The organism is Paenibacillus sp. FSL H7-689, assembly GCF_000517905.1.
Classification (GTDB): domain Bacteria; phylum Bacillota; class Bacilli; order Paenibacillales; family Paenibacillaceae; genus Paenibacillus; species Paenibacillus amylolyticus.
This window is the reverse complement of the sequence record NZ_ASPU01000002.1, coordinates 287,523-304,644: the sequence shown is the minus strand read 5'-3', so window position 1 is coordinate 304,644 and position 17,122 is coordinate 287,523. Positions and strand designations below refer to the sequence as shown.

At 44.4% G+C, this 17,122-nt stretch carries 9 protein-coding genes and 1 pseudogene; 2 read left to right on the top strand and 8 right to left on the bottom strand.

The annotated features are described in order from the left end of the window. Positions 1 to 10 precede the first annotated feature (10 nt). Positions 11 to 1,144 (bottom strand): hypothetical protein, encoded by a 1,134-nt coding sequence (locus tag C170_RS01290; protein WP_036605868.1) that lies wholly within the window; start codon positions 1,142 to 1,144, stop codon positions 11 to 13. A 206-nt stretch (positions 1,145 to 1,350) separates the two neighbouring features. Here C170_RS01290 and C170_RS01285 point away from each other — a divergent pair, with 206 nt between their 5' ends. After that, complete coding sequence (locus tag C170_RS01285) at positions 1,351 to 4,998, top strand: P-loop NTPase fold protein (protein WP_036605867.1); 3,648 nt, start codon at positions 1,351 to 1,353, stop codon at positions 4,996 to 4,998. A 195-nt stretch (positions 4,999 to 5,193) separates the two neighbouring features. On the opposite strand, the pseudogene C170_RS01280 reads toward C170_RS01285, so the two are convergent. Next, a pseudogene (locus tag C170_RS01280) lies at positions 5,194 to 5,643 on the bottom strand (class I SAM-dependent methyltransferase); the annotation flags it as partial. Between the two features lie 232 nt (positions 5,644 to 5,875). Between C170_RS01280 and C170_RS01275 the strand changes: the two are divergent. After that, positions 5,876 to 6,751: a DUF72 domain-containing protein gene (locus tag C170_RS01275; protein WP_036605866.1), complete on the top strand. Its 876-nt coding sequence runs from the start codon at positions 5,876 to 5,878 to the stop codon at positions 6,749 to 6,751. Positions 6,752 to 6,941: 190 nt separating this feature from the next. Here C170_RS01275 and C170_RS01270 read toward each other — a convergent pair whose 3' ends face one another. The 6 genes from C170_RS01270 to C170_RS01245 form a co-directional block, all read right to left on the bottom strand. Beyond that, positions 6,942 to 9,119, bottom strand: a complete 2,178-nt coding sequence (locus C170_RS01270; RefSeq protein ID WP_235200696.1) for a glycoside hydrolase family 88/105 protein — start codon at positions 9,117 to 9,119, stop codon at positions 6,942 to 6,944. 58 nt (positions 9,120 to 9,177) lie between these two features. Beyond that, positions 9,178 to 9,999, bottom strand: coding sequence for a polysaccharide deacetylase family protein (locus tag C170_RS01265; protein WP_036605864.1), 822 nt, complete (start codon positions 9,997 to 9,999; stop codon positions 9,178 to 9,180). 17 nt (positions 10,000 to 10,016) lie between these two features. Beyond that, positions 10,017 to 13,370, bottom strand: a complete 3,354-nt coding sequence (locus tag C170_RS01260; protein WP_036605863.1) for a glycosyl hydrolase — start codon at positions 13,368 to 13,370, stop codon at positions 10,017 to 10,019. Between the two features lie 239 nt (positions 13,371 to 13,609). Next, a complete protein-coding gene (locus C170_RS01255) occupies positions 13,610 to 15,115 on the bottom strand; it encodes an extracellular solute-binding protein (RefSeq protein WP_036605862.1) in 1,506 nt (501 codons plus the stop codon). An 18-nt stretch (positions 15,116 to 15,133) separates the two neighbouring features. Continuing rightward, positions 15,134 to 16,021: a carbohydrate ABC transporter permease gene (locus C170_RS01250; RefSeq protein WP_017692544.1), complete on the bottom strand. Its 888-nt coding sequence runs from the start codon at positions 16,019 to 16,021 to the stop codon at positions 15,134 to 15,136. 12 nt (positions 16,022 to 16,033) lie between these two features. Beyond that, the gene (locus tag C170_RS01245; RefSeq protein ID WP_051446939.1) at positions 16,034 to 16,948 is read right to left on the bottom strand and encodes an ABC transporter permease; all 915 of its coding nucleotides are present in this window, start codon (positions 16,946 to 16,948) and stop codon (positions 16,034 to 16,036) included. Between the last annotated feature and the right edge of the window lie 174 nt (positions 16,949 to 17,122).

The following is a 17,122-nucleotide window of genomic DNA, read 5'->3' as shown; positions in this document are numbered from 1 at the left end:
ATCAGTTGTTCTATTTACGAAGAGGACTGATATAAGTTTTCCTTTTAAAAACAGGTCTTTCAAATAAGTCCCACCAAAATAAAATACTATCTTCTCCAATACCTGCTTCAATTAATTCAATCATGTTAATTATATTGTCTAAATCATTAATTACATCGTTGATATCTATATTCACTAGCCTTTGCATTTTTGAAGCACCTGAATGATCCTCAGTAAATGCGGAAATATGTACAAATGCATCTCTATCTCTAAGTGTCTCTTGATACTTTTGATATAACGGTACAATGTTCGCTTGTAATGAGGGAAATTCTATGAATAACAATTCCTCAATAATCTGTTTATCATTTATTGATCTAATATCTTTCCTGTTGAGTAATGTGTTTTCTGGAAACTTTTTAAGACTCCTTAAATTATAGTACAGATAATATAGGTAAGTTTCCATAAAATGAACACCTAAAATAGCTACCGTTCGCAAGGAAGAAAAATATGAGAATCTTAGTTCTCTAGTTTCAGCTACTTTTGAATTATATCCTTTAGTCAGGGTGTCATTCATTTTTTTAATGGTGTCATTCCAAAGATTAATTAAATCAGCATAAGCAAAATATTCAGGAAAAGTGAATATTGGTTGAGGCATTTCAAACGCTCTAAAGTCAAACCAATGATGTTCTAATAATTTATTTTCCTTATATTGATCGCTTAAATCCCAGAATGAACTAATCTCTGAATATCTGTATAATGTTATTGGTTTATTCTGCATTAAATTATCTTTGTACTTGATTAAAAAATCTGCTGCTTGCTGTATATTGCTTTCAAGCAAGTAATCGTCCTCATATGTTTTGTCTTTATCCTTTATTTTCATACCACAATTATCAGTTAAATATATTGCACAATTTTGATTTATCTGACTTAAGACTTGTTTATTTATTTGACCTACGGTACTAGTATTCAGTGCTCTATATAACCTTTTAATTTCCTGGAACGCTTCATAAAACTTTGACCTATCATTAAAGAAACTTGAACACCAACACTGGATCATCAATAATCTGTAGGTTCTTTTATATTCACCTGAGAAGCGCTTAATAGTTTTATTATCAAAGACACCTTCATGGACTGCTCTCATCAGCAGATCTTTTGTATCGAACACACAATCCCTCCTAATAGTTTTATACATATTCTAGTGGATTAAACACAAAAATAAAAGTGAATGAGTAAATCTAATTTTGCATCTATTTTGCATCTATCTTGCAGCTAACTTCCATTTAGCAAAATTAAATAATGATATCGGCAAACCTAAACAATATAATGGTAATATTGAGAATTACCACTATCAAAAAAAGAGGGCACATAAAAATGAGGAAAAATACTATTAAAAATATAATTAAAAGCTTTCCTTTTCAGAATCCTGTCGGACGGAAGAAAATAGTAAATAAAACACCTCTATATTTACAAGATTCACCAGTCACCAATAGAAAAGAAGATAAGTTCCAGTATGGTCAGATGGCCGATATCATTTACGAACTATTAGAAGAAGGGCAACTCCCCTTACACATTGGTTTAATGGGTTCATGGGGAACAGGTAAAACCTCAGTCTTACGGCTGCTTGAAACCAAGGTAAATGCCGAGAGAAAAAGCGAACGCAAATACTTATTGAAGTTTATCAATGTGTGGAAATTTGCAGATGATGCTCCTTCTTTACATAGAAAGATTGTAAGAGAAGTAGAAGCAGAATTGAAAGTGGAAAAAAAAGAAGGAATAAGTCACGAAACTACTATACAACAAATAAAAAAAACATCTGGAGTATGGTCAATATTTCAGAAAGAGTTATGGAAAAAGCATGGAATAATTATACTTCTATATGTAATAACACTCATTATTGTAACTGTTCTGTACGAATGGTTGTTCAATTTCAAAGACCCTTGGGCACTTTCATTTACAAGCACAACTTCCTTATTGGCCATTTTAATTGCGAATAACCTTCTAAACAAAAATGGGTTAGAACTTACTTATCAAACGCAACAAAAAGAACTAGCTCTCCTGCATGGAGATCAATTTGAGCATCGCTTTGAAAGTGCGGTCAGTGAATATCTTAAAGCCAATAAAGGTAAGAAATTAATTCTGGTTTTTGATGATTTAGATAGGCTTCCTCCAAAGCAACTCGTTGCTGCTTTAAATACCATTAAAACCTTCTTACGTTCAAATCAATGTGCTTTTATTGTTCCCTGTGATGAAGAGGTCTTGTTAGAAGGGATATCTTCCGCATTCAATGAAAAAAAGATGTCTAATCTTTCTGTAAGTGAATTCTTAAATAAAACATTTGATTTACAACTCCATCTACCACATGTAGAAAAAGTCAATATGAGAACATATGCAAAAAACATACTTTCGGAACAACAGGTGAAGTGGACGCTAGATGAAAACATACCTGTGGACAGGCTATTAGGGATACTAATTCACACTGGAGTCCGAACTCCAAGACAAGTAAAGAAGATCTTAAATGCCTATGCTTTTGACTGGTACTTAGCACTTAAACGTGATGCTGAAGCTGGCGTAGAATTTCTTAGTAAACATTCTAATCATATTGCCATTTTCACTGTTTTGAAGACCGATTTCCCAAACTATTATCATGCAGTTAGTCAAAATCCATTTATAATTCAAAAACCTATAAAAGATCAAATCAGAAAAATCTATTATCAAGATGAACCACCCCTTGAAGAAAACGAAAATTCTGACGAATCAACTCATGATCTCGAGGCATTTCTTTCCCGAGTTAAAGGTAATATGCCCGCTGATCCTCGTCCTTTCATTTATTTCAACAATCAGTTACTCAATCCTTTAACAGGAAGACCTGAACTTGAAAATACGAAAGAATATCTTCTGAATGGACAAGATGATGAGTTTCATGAGGAATTTTATAAACTTTCATTCGAGGATATGCAAATTGTCTTGTCTTCAACATTAGAAGACATCGATACTACAAGTAACATCTTTGCTGGCAATGTCTTAAAAGTCCTTTTTGCAGATCAAGAAGCCTTAAAATTCATAAAAGAAATAGATCTAAACCGTTGGGAAAAAATTATAGTTGAGAATATAACACACACAGATGATTTTTTTGAGCTTGCTACTTTAGACATTTGCTTAGGTCTCGAGAAATTACAATGTGGAGATTTCGTGTGGAAAACTTATGGCCAAGCGATTTCTGATGAAGTTAACCATGAATTAATATTCAATTTATGGGTTGAACATCCAAACTATGTAACCAACCTAGGCTTATCTAAAATTGGCCAAGGCATTATATCTACGTTAAAGAGTGAAAATAAATCCCATATTGCTGTCAATAAACTACCTAGTATTAGCCATAATAATTCAATCTTAAGGAATCAAACATTTGATTGGATCAATACTATTTTAAATGCAGTTACATCCGACGACCTACCGGATATTCCATTGGCTACTTTGCTTCCTATATGGGCGCAAAAAACTGAGGGACTTTTGACAACATCTATTATAAATGAACTGCTTGCTGCATTTAATTTCAAGAATCCTACCTACTTAGAGGGCGTTGGTACTTTATGGTGTGAGTTATATGAGGTATCTGATTCTAAGCAAGCAGACATGAATTCAATATTAGATCTGATGGACTCAATAAATTTTTCTGGATTTACTGAGGAAGATCTTAATTACATTGCAAGTCAATTTGATGAACTCGAATACAAAGCTATTTCAAGCCGTGTTCGTAACATTTTCTCCTCATGGTGGAAAGAAGATGAAGAAAAAACATTTAGTTTAATGGATAAATGGTCGGATGCCCCCGGGATTGCAAGTTTTGCATGTGATATTTTTTCATTTGCATTAGAAGAGAAAATATTGAAATTGGGGACAGAAATTATATCGAGACGTTCCGCAGTTATCAAGAAGAGACTTGATAGTATTGTTACTATAATCAAAGGCGAACTAACCGATGCTTCAAATAATCATAGAAGAACCACAGCAAATACTATAATAGATCTGCTAGTTACTGACTCTTTATGGGCAGAAAAACTCCAATCATTAATTGCAGAATTTTTCCCTCCAGATGCAACAACTATTTGGCTTCAATGGCCGCCGATCGTAGCAGAGGATAGGGCTGATCTGCTTGTATCGTTTCTAAAAATCAATGATGACCTTGCTGATTGGACCGTACTCTCAATCTTTGATTTATTGAAGGTACGAAATGGATTTTTAGGAGTTGCTTATACTAACTACCGAAACAATCACACCATTTACATCAATCTAATACTAAATCGATTATTAAATAGTGAACAAATTGATTGGAAATCCTTCTTAGAAAAGGCTATTCAAGAAAAACTTATAGATCATCTTGATCCTGATACAATGGATTCATTACTAATTACATTAGGCAAAAAATTAGAACTTGATAATGAGACGTATATTGATTTTTTCATTACACATCATAATTCAGAAAGTGAATATCATCGAGATATTGCTATCCGTAGATGGGATTTCTTTAATCTCGAAGAAAGAAAGACCTATCTGGAAAAATATGATTCTATTGATAGTCGAAATGAGTTTGGCATCGAACTAGCAAACATGATTGAAATAAAACCAAGTTTGAAATATATAGACGAACTCAGCACCTGGAATTTTAAAGATAATATCTCTCAGAAAATAGTAATGACAACTATCCAAAAAGTTGATGAACAAAAACTTAATAGTTGGTTCCAAAAATCCATTTTAAAAATCATAAAAGAAATGGACAAATGGACTATGTTTGCTTTATTAAAAGCTGCACGCACCAGAGATGATCTTGATATTCCTAAAAAAGAAACTTTAGACACTCTCTTACTTCTGAAAGATCAGAGATCCATTCTTTCACTTGATATTCTTAAGAAGAATAAGAACGTGGCTAATACGCTGAGAAGCTCGATCGGATCATTGAAAGACACCTATCCTGATGAAGTGGAAGAAGTTAAGAAAGAGTTTAAGTGGAGAAAATTCTAATAGCTGTATTGTACAATAACACGCTTTAATGGACACTGGATGAAAAGAGCAGATGACAAAATCATCTGCTCTCTTCTATTACGTGGTCCCGGATCTATATTGGTAATCGTTCCATTCGGTTCAGACAACACATAAATTGACCCATCGCAAGGGAAACGACATGTTAGTTTTGACGCGGTGTATGTCCTCTGTCATGGACATCAAAGCTGTATTCATAAAATCAATAATATAGCTGCCACCCGGGCGAAGCATGCGATGAATGGCACGTAATACTTTCAGTTGTTCTCCGTCCTCCAGGAAATAACCAAACAATGTGAACAGATTAACTACAGCGTCGAAGCCACCTTTCAGCGGCAGTTCACGCATGTCCGCATGACACCACGATACTCGATGTTCGGTGTCCATTAGGCGCGCTTCATGTAGAAGCACATCGGACAGATCAACTCCGGTCACTCGCAATCCTGCGTCAGCAAGTGCCATGGAGTGCCGTCCCATACCGCAGCATAGATCCAATACTTCAGAATTGGGCTCAAGCTTCAACCAATTAATCATTTTATGTACTTCCTGATGGGCACCCTGCACATCCCGGTGCTTGTATACGAGCAGATAATCTTCTCCAAAACTCTTTTTATACCATTCCGTCATCCATTCTCGCCCTCCACTTGGTCACTGGCTCTCTATCTGTAGTACGCTATGTACAGGCCTGATCATTTCCACTAGCTTTAATGTATTGTAACGTCTTTATTCTGCAAACTCAAAAAAATCCAGTAATTTTCCAACATTGAAGAGCCAAAATGCACACGATATAATGTTAGACATATGCCTGCAAATCGGTTAATTATAAGAGGTTGTTCAAAAAGCAACAGGAGGTGTTCTGATGATTCGCATCGGACTTACCGGATGGGGGGATCAGGAAGATCTCTATCCAAACCGTACCAAAGCCAAAGACAAGCTCAGTCTATACGGACAGTACTTCTCCACCGTGGAGGTGGATAGTTCTTTCTACGCCGTTCAGCCGCGGGATCGAATGGCACGGTGGGCTGCAGAGACGCCCGAATCCTTTGCTTTTATCATCAAAGCCTATCAGGGAATGACCGGACATCTGCGGGGCAAGCCCTACTTCACCAGCACGTCGGAGATGTATAAGGCTTTTCGGGAATCACTGGAACCGGTCATTGAAGCCGACAAGATGCAGGCAGCCTTGTTTCAATATCCGCCTTGGTTTGAGTGCAATAAGGACAACGTGAAAGAGCTTCGTGAAGTAAAACTTCGAATGGAGGGCATTCCGTGTGCCCTGGAATTCCGTCATCGTAGCTGGTATGAAGGTGACATGCGCGAGCGGACGCTTTCGTTCCTGAAAGAGCAAGGCTGGATTCACAGCGTCTGTGACGAACCTCAGGCAGGTCTAGGTTCTATCCCCATCGTACCACAGGCGACGGATTCCGAGATGACACTGGTTCGCATGCACGGACGTAATGTGTCCGGGTGGCATCAGAATGGTGCGCCTAATTGGCGCGAGACCCGTTACCTGTACCGTTACAACAAGGAAGAATTGTTGGAATGGAAAGGGTATCTGGAGCAATTGCAGGAGCAGAGCAAGGATGTCTATGTTATTTTTAATAACAACTCCGGTGGCGATGCAGCAGCGAATGCCCAGATGATGATGGACCTGCTGGATCAGCCGGTGAAGCCTTTTCCTGACCGTTCTGAACCGGAGAAGGAAGAAGGACCGGAGCAGCTGGAGCTATTTTAATGCGTGCTAAAAACGGAGTTATTCATATTATTGGGTGAAGGTAAGTGTATTTATATATTGCTTTATGCAGATCAGATTCGGGATTGGAATAAAACTAAAAGCGGCAAGCCTGAGGGCATTGCCGCTTTCTTTAGCTGGTAATCTACCTTTAGAAGGCTATCCACATACATCCGTTCCGTTGTGTCAAACATCAGCGCTGCGCGGCTGTAACCGAAGAATTGATAGACACCTCTCGTAGCTTCTGGTTCATTTTATGAGCCTCAATGCCTGCCAAGAGCACAATGCCGATCCCATGGGTATCGTTCAGATTCCAGCCCAGATCATCGCGATAATACAAGGCGGTAAACGAGTACCCGGAGCCCCGGCATACCCCGTATATATTGCCTTTATAGTCAATCGACAAACGTGTCATGCCTTCCCATCCTTTGCGCACTGCCTCCAGATAGGACTCTGGCTGTTCCAGCCAGCCTTCCCGAATACCACGGGCATAAGCGTAGATGAACATCGACGTGCAGGAGGTTTCTTCATACGAATCCGGGCGGTTCAGCACCTGATGCCATAGTCCATTTTCCCCTTGCAGCGCCAGATAACCTTCACTTAAATCACGATAGAAAGTTAGCAGTTCCGACCGTTTCACATGATCATGTGGCAGGATGGATAACAATTCAGTTAATGAAAAGAGCACCCAGCCGTTCCCTCGTCCCCATGGAATACCTGTCGCCCGACCACGCACAAAATCATACACATGGGACATGATCTGTTGTTCGGGAAGGTAGAGGTATTTACGGAACATCAGGAACTGATTGACCGCATCATCCCAATACGTCGCATCACCTGTCAACTGACCATAACGCATCAGAAAAGGTGTACTCATGTACAAGTCATCACACCACATCGTCTCCTGTCGCATCTCCCCACTGCCGCGAACCCGGTAAAAGGCACCATCCTCCAAACGTTCCTGCTCATCCGTAATGTAGCCCGCAATCCGATCCGCAGTATCTCTTCCCCCACGAATATCACCGAACTCCATCGCAGCAAGCAGCGTAGACCCAAACGAACCGCAATCATCCAGACTGTCGATGGCAGACAGCTGATTATTAATCCCTGCAGCACCGTACCCTTCCCGATCCCACAGACCATAGCGGTCAAATGAAGTACTCAGTTCAATATGTTGCCGCACATACTGAATGTAATCATCCCGTCCCAATTCCTGTCCCGTCTGTAGCAGTCCAAGAAGGGTAACGCCAAGCGGATAATTCCACTTTCCGTAATGTGTATTCTCCAGGTAAGGACGGACATGGGTGTCGGGAAGATCTACCCGCCAATACACACCTTGTGCGCCATCATCAAATACGGTATCTGTTCGCACGATGTCGGCATGCGATGTTTCAGCACCGGGAGCAAACACACCCGTGTACAGCCAGGGGTTAGAACATCCCGCAACCGGATGAGGCGATTTCAGTCTCCAGCCTTTGGAATCCGAACGCTCGGCATCTTCCAACGTGAATCCCCATGAGCCGCCGACTGCCTGGATTTCACCTTTCGCCACCAAATCCGAGGAACCGTAACGGCGCGGGAGTTCAACGTGAAAATTACCGCTGCTTCCAGCAGAGTATACTTCCGTGCCATCCACATACAGGGTCAAAGCTCCATCATGACGACCTTTTAAAATAACTGGTGATGTTCCTGGCAAAGTTACATCCAATCTGGACCATGCGTAGGCAACAGCGGGCTTTTCTGTACCAAAGATGCGGGCAAAAGAACCCATGCTCTGCTCCTCATCTGTCCAGCCCCTGCGCGGATACCAGGTAAGACCCGTTTCTTCTTCCGTCATGCCGTCACGAGGAAGAGATACTACAGGTTCATCGACGGGTTCCGAATATAACCAGCCCTCCTGACCCTGACGATCTGCCCCAGGAGTGAGGAAGTGCAGCGGGAAATTTTTGAACGAGGCTGTTCCGTAGATACCGCCGAATCCCACTTCTGTTTTGACAAAACACAGCAATACATCATTCCAGCCATAGTTCACGGAAATCGGAATCTGGGTTCTTCGCTCGGGAAATAATTCCTGCAACAGCTCAGACTTGAATACCTCTTCACCGTTCACGTAAATCGTCACCGGACTATAACAGTTCAAGCCCGTATTTAACGTTGTATTCTGCTCGCTCCATAACTTGCCCCATACATACACGTACTGCCCTGCATGCGCCCCAACGCATTTCTCATTCAGATTCAGGTTGTAACGATAGTCCCCTAGCCTGCGAAAACCTCCCTGATGATAAGCTCTGAACAAAAAGGAATGTTTCGGATGATCGCCAATATAACGCTGAGCCACCGTTGTCAATATATCCGGAATTGAATCGTACACCTTGCCTGCAATCGCCTCGTTCTCATGAAAATAACGAATGATCGTCAGCTCCCTTCCCTTATACCTTGATTCGTTCGCTTAGCCGCAATGTCTCTCCGCCCTGCACTTCAACAACCTGCTGATCTGCCGTGAACCAAACCGGGATGGCAGACGGATTATGGATGATGGAGCGATCTGCTGAACACTCCAATCGTTGCACCGCTTTCCAATAAGCAATCACTTCGATGTTCGTGGCATACCAGATATCGTCCCTGCCGCCAATCTGCTCACCGAACTGTTCGATGATCTCCCAATTGTCGTTGTCATTGAACTCATAACTGTGACCCCAGACGTAGAGTAATAGTGGTGTACCTGTTTTGGAATGTTGGATAAAACGTTTGGCATGCCCCGCCAGATCATGGTTATGATGACACGTCGGATGCCATTCAAGCGGCCGATCTGGCAACGTGTATCTGCCATGTGATTCAACGGTACGGGCATAATCAATGCCAAGCCACTCCAGCTTTGTACTTAACGCACGGTCGTACCCTCCGTTGGGATAAGCCATGCCTCGTACCGGATAACCGACGAGCTGCTCCAATGCTTTTCGGTCTTCGATAATCTCTTCGGTCAATAGTTCATTCGGAACATAAGGCAGCGTAGGGTGAGTAACCGTGTGAACGGCTACTTCATGCCCCGTATAAAGTTCAGCGACTTCCCCAGCCTCAATGCGGCCTGGATTACCCAGGGTACCGGAGTTCAGATTAAAGGTTCCCCGTAGACCATACCGATTACAGATTTCCACCAGTCTGCGATCATGCACCACTCCATCGTCATAACTGAGCGTTAACGCTTTCATCACACCACCTGGATAGCGGTCAAACTGAATACGATGTCCCATTCCTTACTTCCACTCCTTTATCCCAATTCTTCAACAGGTACATGACCTGCATCCTGTAATCGATGATGTTCCGAATCAAAATACGTACCTTCCAGCAGGCCGATCAATGTGTTGGTAATCCGCACTTCAATGTCGTTGTCTCCCGGACGCAACCAGGAGGTCTCTCCCTTCCAACGATACGGAGACCAGCATCTTACACCCAGGCTATGTCCGTTTACCCGCACTTCCACCACATCCTGCACACGCCAATCGCTAAATTCTAGTTCAAACGAGGTAATATCTTCCCCTGGCTCATCCAGCCAGAACGTGCGTTTATAACTCATTTCCCCGGCAAAATGGGGATACAGCGGCTGCGGTTCAGGTCCGATGCAAAGGGCCGTGTCCGGTTCCCGTACAAGCGAAACCATGCCTTCATGATGGAACTCCATGCCGAATCTTCCCTGTAGATACAAGGGATCCACGATGCCATCCTCATCTTTCGTTACCTGCACAATCACCGCCATTTCGTTGAGACCGCTGTGCAACAACTCCGTGATATCACAAGCGATATTATTGTGATCGGTGATTTCAATTGGATCGAATTGTTCTTTTCCAAGTGGTTGCCCATTAATCTCCATGGACCAACTGCCCGAGATCGCCGCTCTGTCCATAAATAACAAACATGCAGGCAATGCCGTTCTCAGCTCAAATGTAGTCGTATATCGACATTCGATGGGATAGGCTAAGGATGCCTTTTTCGGTGTGCCAAATACCTGATTAAACTGGATTGGCAGATGCTGCTGCTCCGATAATTCTGCCGCTTGATCAATAAACGGTTTCACAGCTACATGCTGGCTTTCCAGAATCACACCATTAACATTGGAAGCCTGAAGATGGAATTGTCCCATTCGCAAAATGTTAGGTTGCACCGTTTCGAGTCGCCATGGCCCTTCCGAAGGGACCATGATCTTACAGGCTTGATTAGCTCCTGCCAATACATCCGTTACGAACGCCGAACCCGTTTTGTCTGTTACATCCACCTTCGTTGTTAATGCCTCTTCCTTCGCAGGTTGTAAAGTAAGACGAACAGCATGCGCTTCATAAGGCGCAAGTGTTAGTGAAATGCACCATTCCCCACCACTGCTCGTATACGGCAATGTCTGAAGCCGCCCTGTCTCCAGATCAAGTCGTTCTGCCACAATACAAGCACCCTCTGTCAGCTCCGTTCCATCCCACAACTGCCTGGTGACCAGCTTCAATTGTCCCTTCAGGTCCTGACCCTCCTGATTGGTCAAAAAAACCATATGCTCCCCAGCCGACAATTCACGGGTGTGCATCAGCAGAGAGGCACTTTCCTCCTCCATGATCCAGCAGATGGGTTCCGGCAATACCTGATCGAGCAGGAGAGAGATTAGCTCCAGCGAAAAGTCATCTCCCTGCCCTGTTCCTGCGGGTAGAAAATAGGCATTCCCCTCACCCTGATGCCACATGGTTTCACGGTTATCGTGATCTGTTGTCACGCTACGGCCCCAGTACACCTCTTGCGGCTGCTCGCCCGCACCAAAGAACTCGGCAGCTTCCTCCCCCTCCGGACTTCCCTGCTGAATCGCAATATGCGGAGGCATCCCAACAGAAATAACAGTTCCTCCCTGCCGAACAAATCGCTTCACCTGTTCCCAGGCCGCGGCCTCCAGATTCAGCATCGGTGGCAGAATCAGTACGTCATAACGGGCAACGCCGATCTGAATGATACCATCCGTTAAGTCAGCTTCAGCCAACAATTCGGGATCAAGGTGATCATAGTCACGTCTGTTTTCGAGCAGATGTGTCGTGATCCTCATCCAGTCCTTCGTCAGGCGCTCCAGTTGCACCCGTTCTGCTTCGTCCTCGCCGCTATACTCAAATCCATGCAGTGGATTACCCATCAGACTCCAGAATGTCGTCGTTGGGTCAAGTACAGCAATTCGAATGTCTGCTGCTCCAGTGCTCATGAGATAGCTCAAACGTCCGGTGTAATCCCCCAACTGCCGGAAATGCTTCCAGTAGGGATTCTGCAAAAATTGAGACGGCGGTGCGTCATGCTTCGCAAGCCCACCAATCGTATAGAAAAAGGCGTGAAAGTTATAGAAATTGGTGCCCATGGCGGCCATTCGATCAATCATCCACTTGGCATCCTGTAGCGTCATGGACCAGCCTACACTGTGAAAACATTCAATCAGATTGCGGCTTCGGCCCAATTGCCGGGCAAGCGAACTGACCATCTTGGGATTGTCACGCATCTTTTGACCATATCGTTCCAGAATCCACGATAAGGATCGTCCAATTTTCTCATGTGCTGAATCACCACCTGGCATATGGCTGAACAACTGGGTCGTCATCCGTACACCAGGCACTTCAGCCGCATACTGGATTCCTGCTTCCTCACACCAATCATGCACCTGTTTGTGATAGGACTCCCGGAGAAGCAGGTGTAGGGACTGATAGTAGTCATACCGAATCCGATGCGCGTCCGGAACATCACCATATAACAGGGCCGGTAGGGAATCGATCAGACTATAACCACAACGCTCTCTGAAATAACGGGGAAGCTGTGGTGACCAGGGGATACGGCCCAGCGGTGCAATCTCATCCGAGAACATACCTTTGATTACGCTTTCAAATTGATCTCCAACCGCTGACTTATAACGCTCATGTGTCAGTTCAATAAATCTACTCATCGCTTCCTTGTGGCAAGGATCAACAAAGTTGCCGTAATATTTGAAATCGTCGATCTCCATTTCTTGAAATATAATCAACTCCCAATCACCCGGGGGAACATCCCACAACAAGCGGAACGCTGTTCGGTAGGTGAAGAACCGCTTGCGGTTATACGATGTGAGTCCGGTCTCCTGATACACCTGATCGGTCTGGATATTACCGATTTTGCTGCGCAAGTCAATGGATTCATGCCACAACCGTTTGCCCTGTTCATCCTTGGGAATCGCCTTGGCAACCAAGACTCGTCCCCATGGTAACTCCAGATCCACAGCTTCTCCGCCCTGAACCACCAACTGATGATGTACGAGCTGTCGCTGCTTCGCTTCAGGGAAATCAAGGGTCACTTCCCCACCAGCCATCCCACTTGGATATGGATATTCGTCATATAACCATACTTGCATGCCGTGAGCAGCCGCCGCTTCCACTGCAATCCGCACCTTATCAAACCACGCTTCCGACAGATAGGGAATTTGCAGTCCCTGACGTGGACAGATGAAGAATCCACCTACACCTTGCGCCGCCATCTCAGCCACTTGCCGCTTTATCTGTTCTTCTTCCATATCCCCGTTCCAGAACCAAAAGGGATGAACCCGGTACTGCGCCTCGGGATTTTCAAAAGCATCCCCGTTCCACATGTTGCCTTCCTCCCTGCGTGTCCAAGAGTGTGTGGTGTCCAGCTTTACCAATAACGTTCATTTCAGTTCATATAGGTTTGTTTTGTTTTGATTATACATCAAAAACCATATTCAGGAAGTCATAATTTCCAGAAAGTTGGATGAAATTTTGTTCGCGAATCAAGCCATTACAGCGATAAGGAAAGCCCGGCTGTTTCCCCTACACTGAAGGCACGGCTACCGGGCTTTGGCTTATAAGACTACTTCAGTGCAGCGTACAGTTCATTAACTTCTTTCACATAATCGTCTCCGCCATTATTCTTCCAAAGGGCAACAGCATCTTCGAATCCTTTCTCATCAATCTGACCTACGATATATTTGATCCGTGCATCGTTGATGATATTGTCCAGCTGCGGTCCTTTCTGAGCGTAAACATCAGAGATCAGCGGTTCGCCAGGATTGGCAATGACAATCTCTTCGTTGGCTTTCTGCACCTGTGCAACCTTTTCACGGACAGGTGTCTGTTGGACACGAAGCGTTCTGTCTTCCGGCACAAACATCAAAATCTGATTTAAACCCTGCAGGTCGCGGAGCGCAAGCTTGTCAGTGCTCGGTATGATGTAGTCTTCTTTTTTCTCATACTGCTTGCCTTCCAGTCCGTTGTACAACAATGCCTGCAATTCCGGTTCATTCAGCTGATCCAGAAAACTCAGTACCTTCTTCAGGTCTTCTTCCGTTTTGACACTGCTTTTGGAGATCGCAATCAGGCCGGAGTAGCCGGACGTTGGCATATCACGCAATCCCTTTGGACCTTCCATCGCTTGCAGCACATCCACGCGTCCCGTCGCATTGGGGTCTTTATCGAGTATTTTCTGATCCATGCGCTGTGCATTATCTGCTACATCCACCATGACACCTGCTTGACCATTCACAAAAGGATCAGGAAGTTTCGTTGCATCCATCACGGCAAAGTCCTTGTTCACCAGACCTTCGCTATAGGTTTGCCGGAAAAATTTCAGGGCTTCCATGTATTCTGGTGTCTCATGCGCCGGGATCAGGCCTCCGCTGCCATCATCTCCCCATTTGTTGGGCGCACCGAACCATACCTGCATGTTATCCCACGGGCCCGTGAATTTGCTGGCAACCAGACCGTACGTATCATCCTTGCCGTTACCGTCTGGATCATCCTTCGTGAACGCTTTCAATACATTGTAAAATTCATCAATCGTCTTTGGCTCTTCCAGACCCAGATTCTCCAGCCAATCTTTGCGGATTGTGACCCCGTTACGTCCGAGGGCCCGTGCCCGGTAGATCCCATAGGTTTTGCCATCGATTGACGCATTGTTGGTGATGATTTCATTCAGTTGACTCAGATTCGGATAATCTTTCAGATAAGAACCAAGCTCCCAGAATGCTCCGGTTCGGGCCGCATTAATAAAACTTGGGGACTTCCCTAACACCACCATAATCTGAGGCAGCTTTCCCGAGGCCAGTGTAATGTTGAATTTGTCTTCATACGAGCTGCTTGGCACCCACTGCAGGTTCACATCCACCTTGGTCAGTTCTTCAAGCTTCTGGATGACCGGGCTGTTCTCCGGCGGATTCTCCGCTTCGAAGTTCGGAAGCATAATGGTAATTTCGTCTGTGCCACCGGCAGCGCTCCCTGAACCTGTTTTATCCGTGGAGCATGCTCCCAGAATTGTACTCAATACCAGTGACGCAGAGAGTAACAGTGCACCTTTTTTGAATCCCGTTTTTTGTCCCATACGTTCTCCCCCTTGGCTTTAACCTTTGATTGAACCTAACATGACACCTTTGGCAAAATGCTTCTGCAAAAACGGATACACCAGCAAAATCGGAATGGTACCTACAACGATCACCGCCATTTTGATTGACTGCTCTGGTGGCTGCACAAAATTGGGGTCCATGTTAGCCATATCTCCGACACTGGCTTGCGAAAGTAACACGATCTGTCTCAGCATGACTTGCAGCGGCCATTTGTCACTGTCGGAAATGTACAGAAGTGCCGAGAAAAAATTGTTCCAGTGGCCTACGGCGTAGAACAAGGCAAACGTGGCAATGACTGGCTTTGATAAAGGCAGAACAATTCGCCACAGCACCCCGAGATCTGAACAGCCGTCGATGCGGGCCGCTTCCTCCAGCCCGGGCGGCATTTGCTGAAAAAAGTTTTTGACAACGATTAAGTTAAAAGCGCTGATCGCGCCAGGAAGCATAAGGGCCCAGTAAGAATCGAGCAGTCCCAGTCCACGAATGACGAGATACGTTGGAATCATGCCACCGCCAAATAACATCGAGAAAATCACCATGTTCATCATGACGTTACGGCCCCAGAAGTCACTTCTGGATAGTGGATAGGCCATCGTTAGCGTGAAGAACAGATTGACCAGTGTCCCTGCCACCGTGATGAAAATGGATACACCAATGCTGCGAAAGATCGTGGACGAGGAAAAAATATACTCATATGCACTAAAGGAAAATACCTTCGGGATGAGGAAAAAACTGCGTTCGGTGATCTCGGCTTCCGTTGCGAAAGAATTCCCTATAATATACAGGAACGGAAGGACGGTTAATATGCCCAGAATCCCCAGCATGACGTAATTGAAGATATCAAATACCTTGCCGGCAGGGCTGTTGTATAGACGGCTGTTCATGGGCGCTCCTCCTTAATAAATTCCGGGATGGCCGAATTTTTTCGCAAGTTTATTACTGCCAAGCACCAGAATGACCCCCACCACAGACTTGAATAGTCCAACAGCAGTACTGTAACTGAATGCACCTTGCGTAATCCCTACCGTGTACACATACGTATCAAATACGTCCGCCACATCCCGGTTGAGGGAGTTGGTCATCAGATAGATCTGCTCAAATCCGGTATCGAGGAAGTTCCCCAGTCTGAGAATAAGCAAAATGACTATGGTCGTACGAATGGCTGGAAGTGTGATATGCCACATTCGTCGTAACCGTCCTGCACCATCCACAATGGAGGCTTCATATTGTTCCGTATCCACACCTGCGAGGGCTGCCAAGAAAATAATTGTGCCCCATCCCATCTCTTTCCACATCATCTGTACAATAATGAGCGGACGGAACGAACCCGGACTGGAGAGTACATCAATGGGCTTGCCTGTAATCCAGGCGATCAGGTCGTATAACACCCCACCCTGTGGGGTCAGGAACACGTACGTGATACTCGCGATAATAACCATCGATACAAAATGGGGTACATAGACCAGCGTTTGAATCGTTCTTTTGAAGAAAGCGACCCGAATTTCATTTAATAACAAGGCGATAATGATCGGTGCCGGGAAAAAAAAGATAAGATCATACAGGGCAAGAACCAGCGTATTGCGTAATAGTCGGAAGAAGTCCGGATTGGAGAAAAAGTTCGTAAAGTTCTCTAGCCCCACCCAGTTACTCTCCCGGATGCCCAGGAAAGGCTGGTAGTCCTGAAAGGCAATGATGATCCCCCACATGGGCAAGTATTTAAAGATGACAAAGTACAAAAAGCCGGGAAGCACAAGCACATATAACCATTTGTTTCGTTTGATCTGCCTTTTCCAGTTAGACTCTCGTCTCATGGGCCTTGTGGCCCTATCCGCTTGGGTGGTTGCAGTGGCGTTGGTATTCCAGTCCGTCTTCCCGTTCATCATGTCTCCCCTCCCTCAACGATGTAAGCGTTATCAATTCATCTGTTATTCAGACTATACAGACGCCTAGTTTCCGGCAACCTTCATTTTTTGCATTGCTGCGAC

Coding starts and splice junctions, on each gene's coding strand:
- C170_RS01285 (WP_036605867.1), top strand. CDS start 1,351: ATGAGGAAAAATACTATTAAAAATATAATTAAAAGCTTTCCTTTTCAG.
- C170_RS01275 (WP_036605866.1), top strand. CDS start 5,876: ATGATTCGCATCGGACTTACCGGATGGGGGGATCAGGAAGATCTCTAT.
- C170_RS01255 (WP_036605862.1), bottom strand. CDS start 15,115: ATGGGACAAAAAACGGGATTCAAAAAAGGTGCACTGTTACTCTCTGCG.
- C170_RS01250 (WP_017692544.1), bottom strand. CDS start 16,021: ATGAACAGCCGTCTATACAACAGCCCTGCCGGCAAGGTATTTGATATC.
- C170_RS01265 (WP_036605864.1), bottom strand. CDS start 9,999: ATGGGACATCGTATTCAGTTTGACCGCTATCCAGGTGGTGTGATGAAA.
- C170_RS01260 (WP_036605863.1), bottom strand. CDS start 13,370: ATGTGGAACGGGGATGCTTTTGAAAATCCCGAGGCGCAGTACCGGGTT.
- C170_RS01245 (WP_051446939.1), bottom strand. CDS start 16,948: ATGAGACGAGAGTCTAACTGGAAAAGGCAGATCAAACGAAACAAATGG.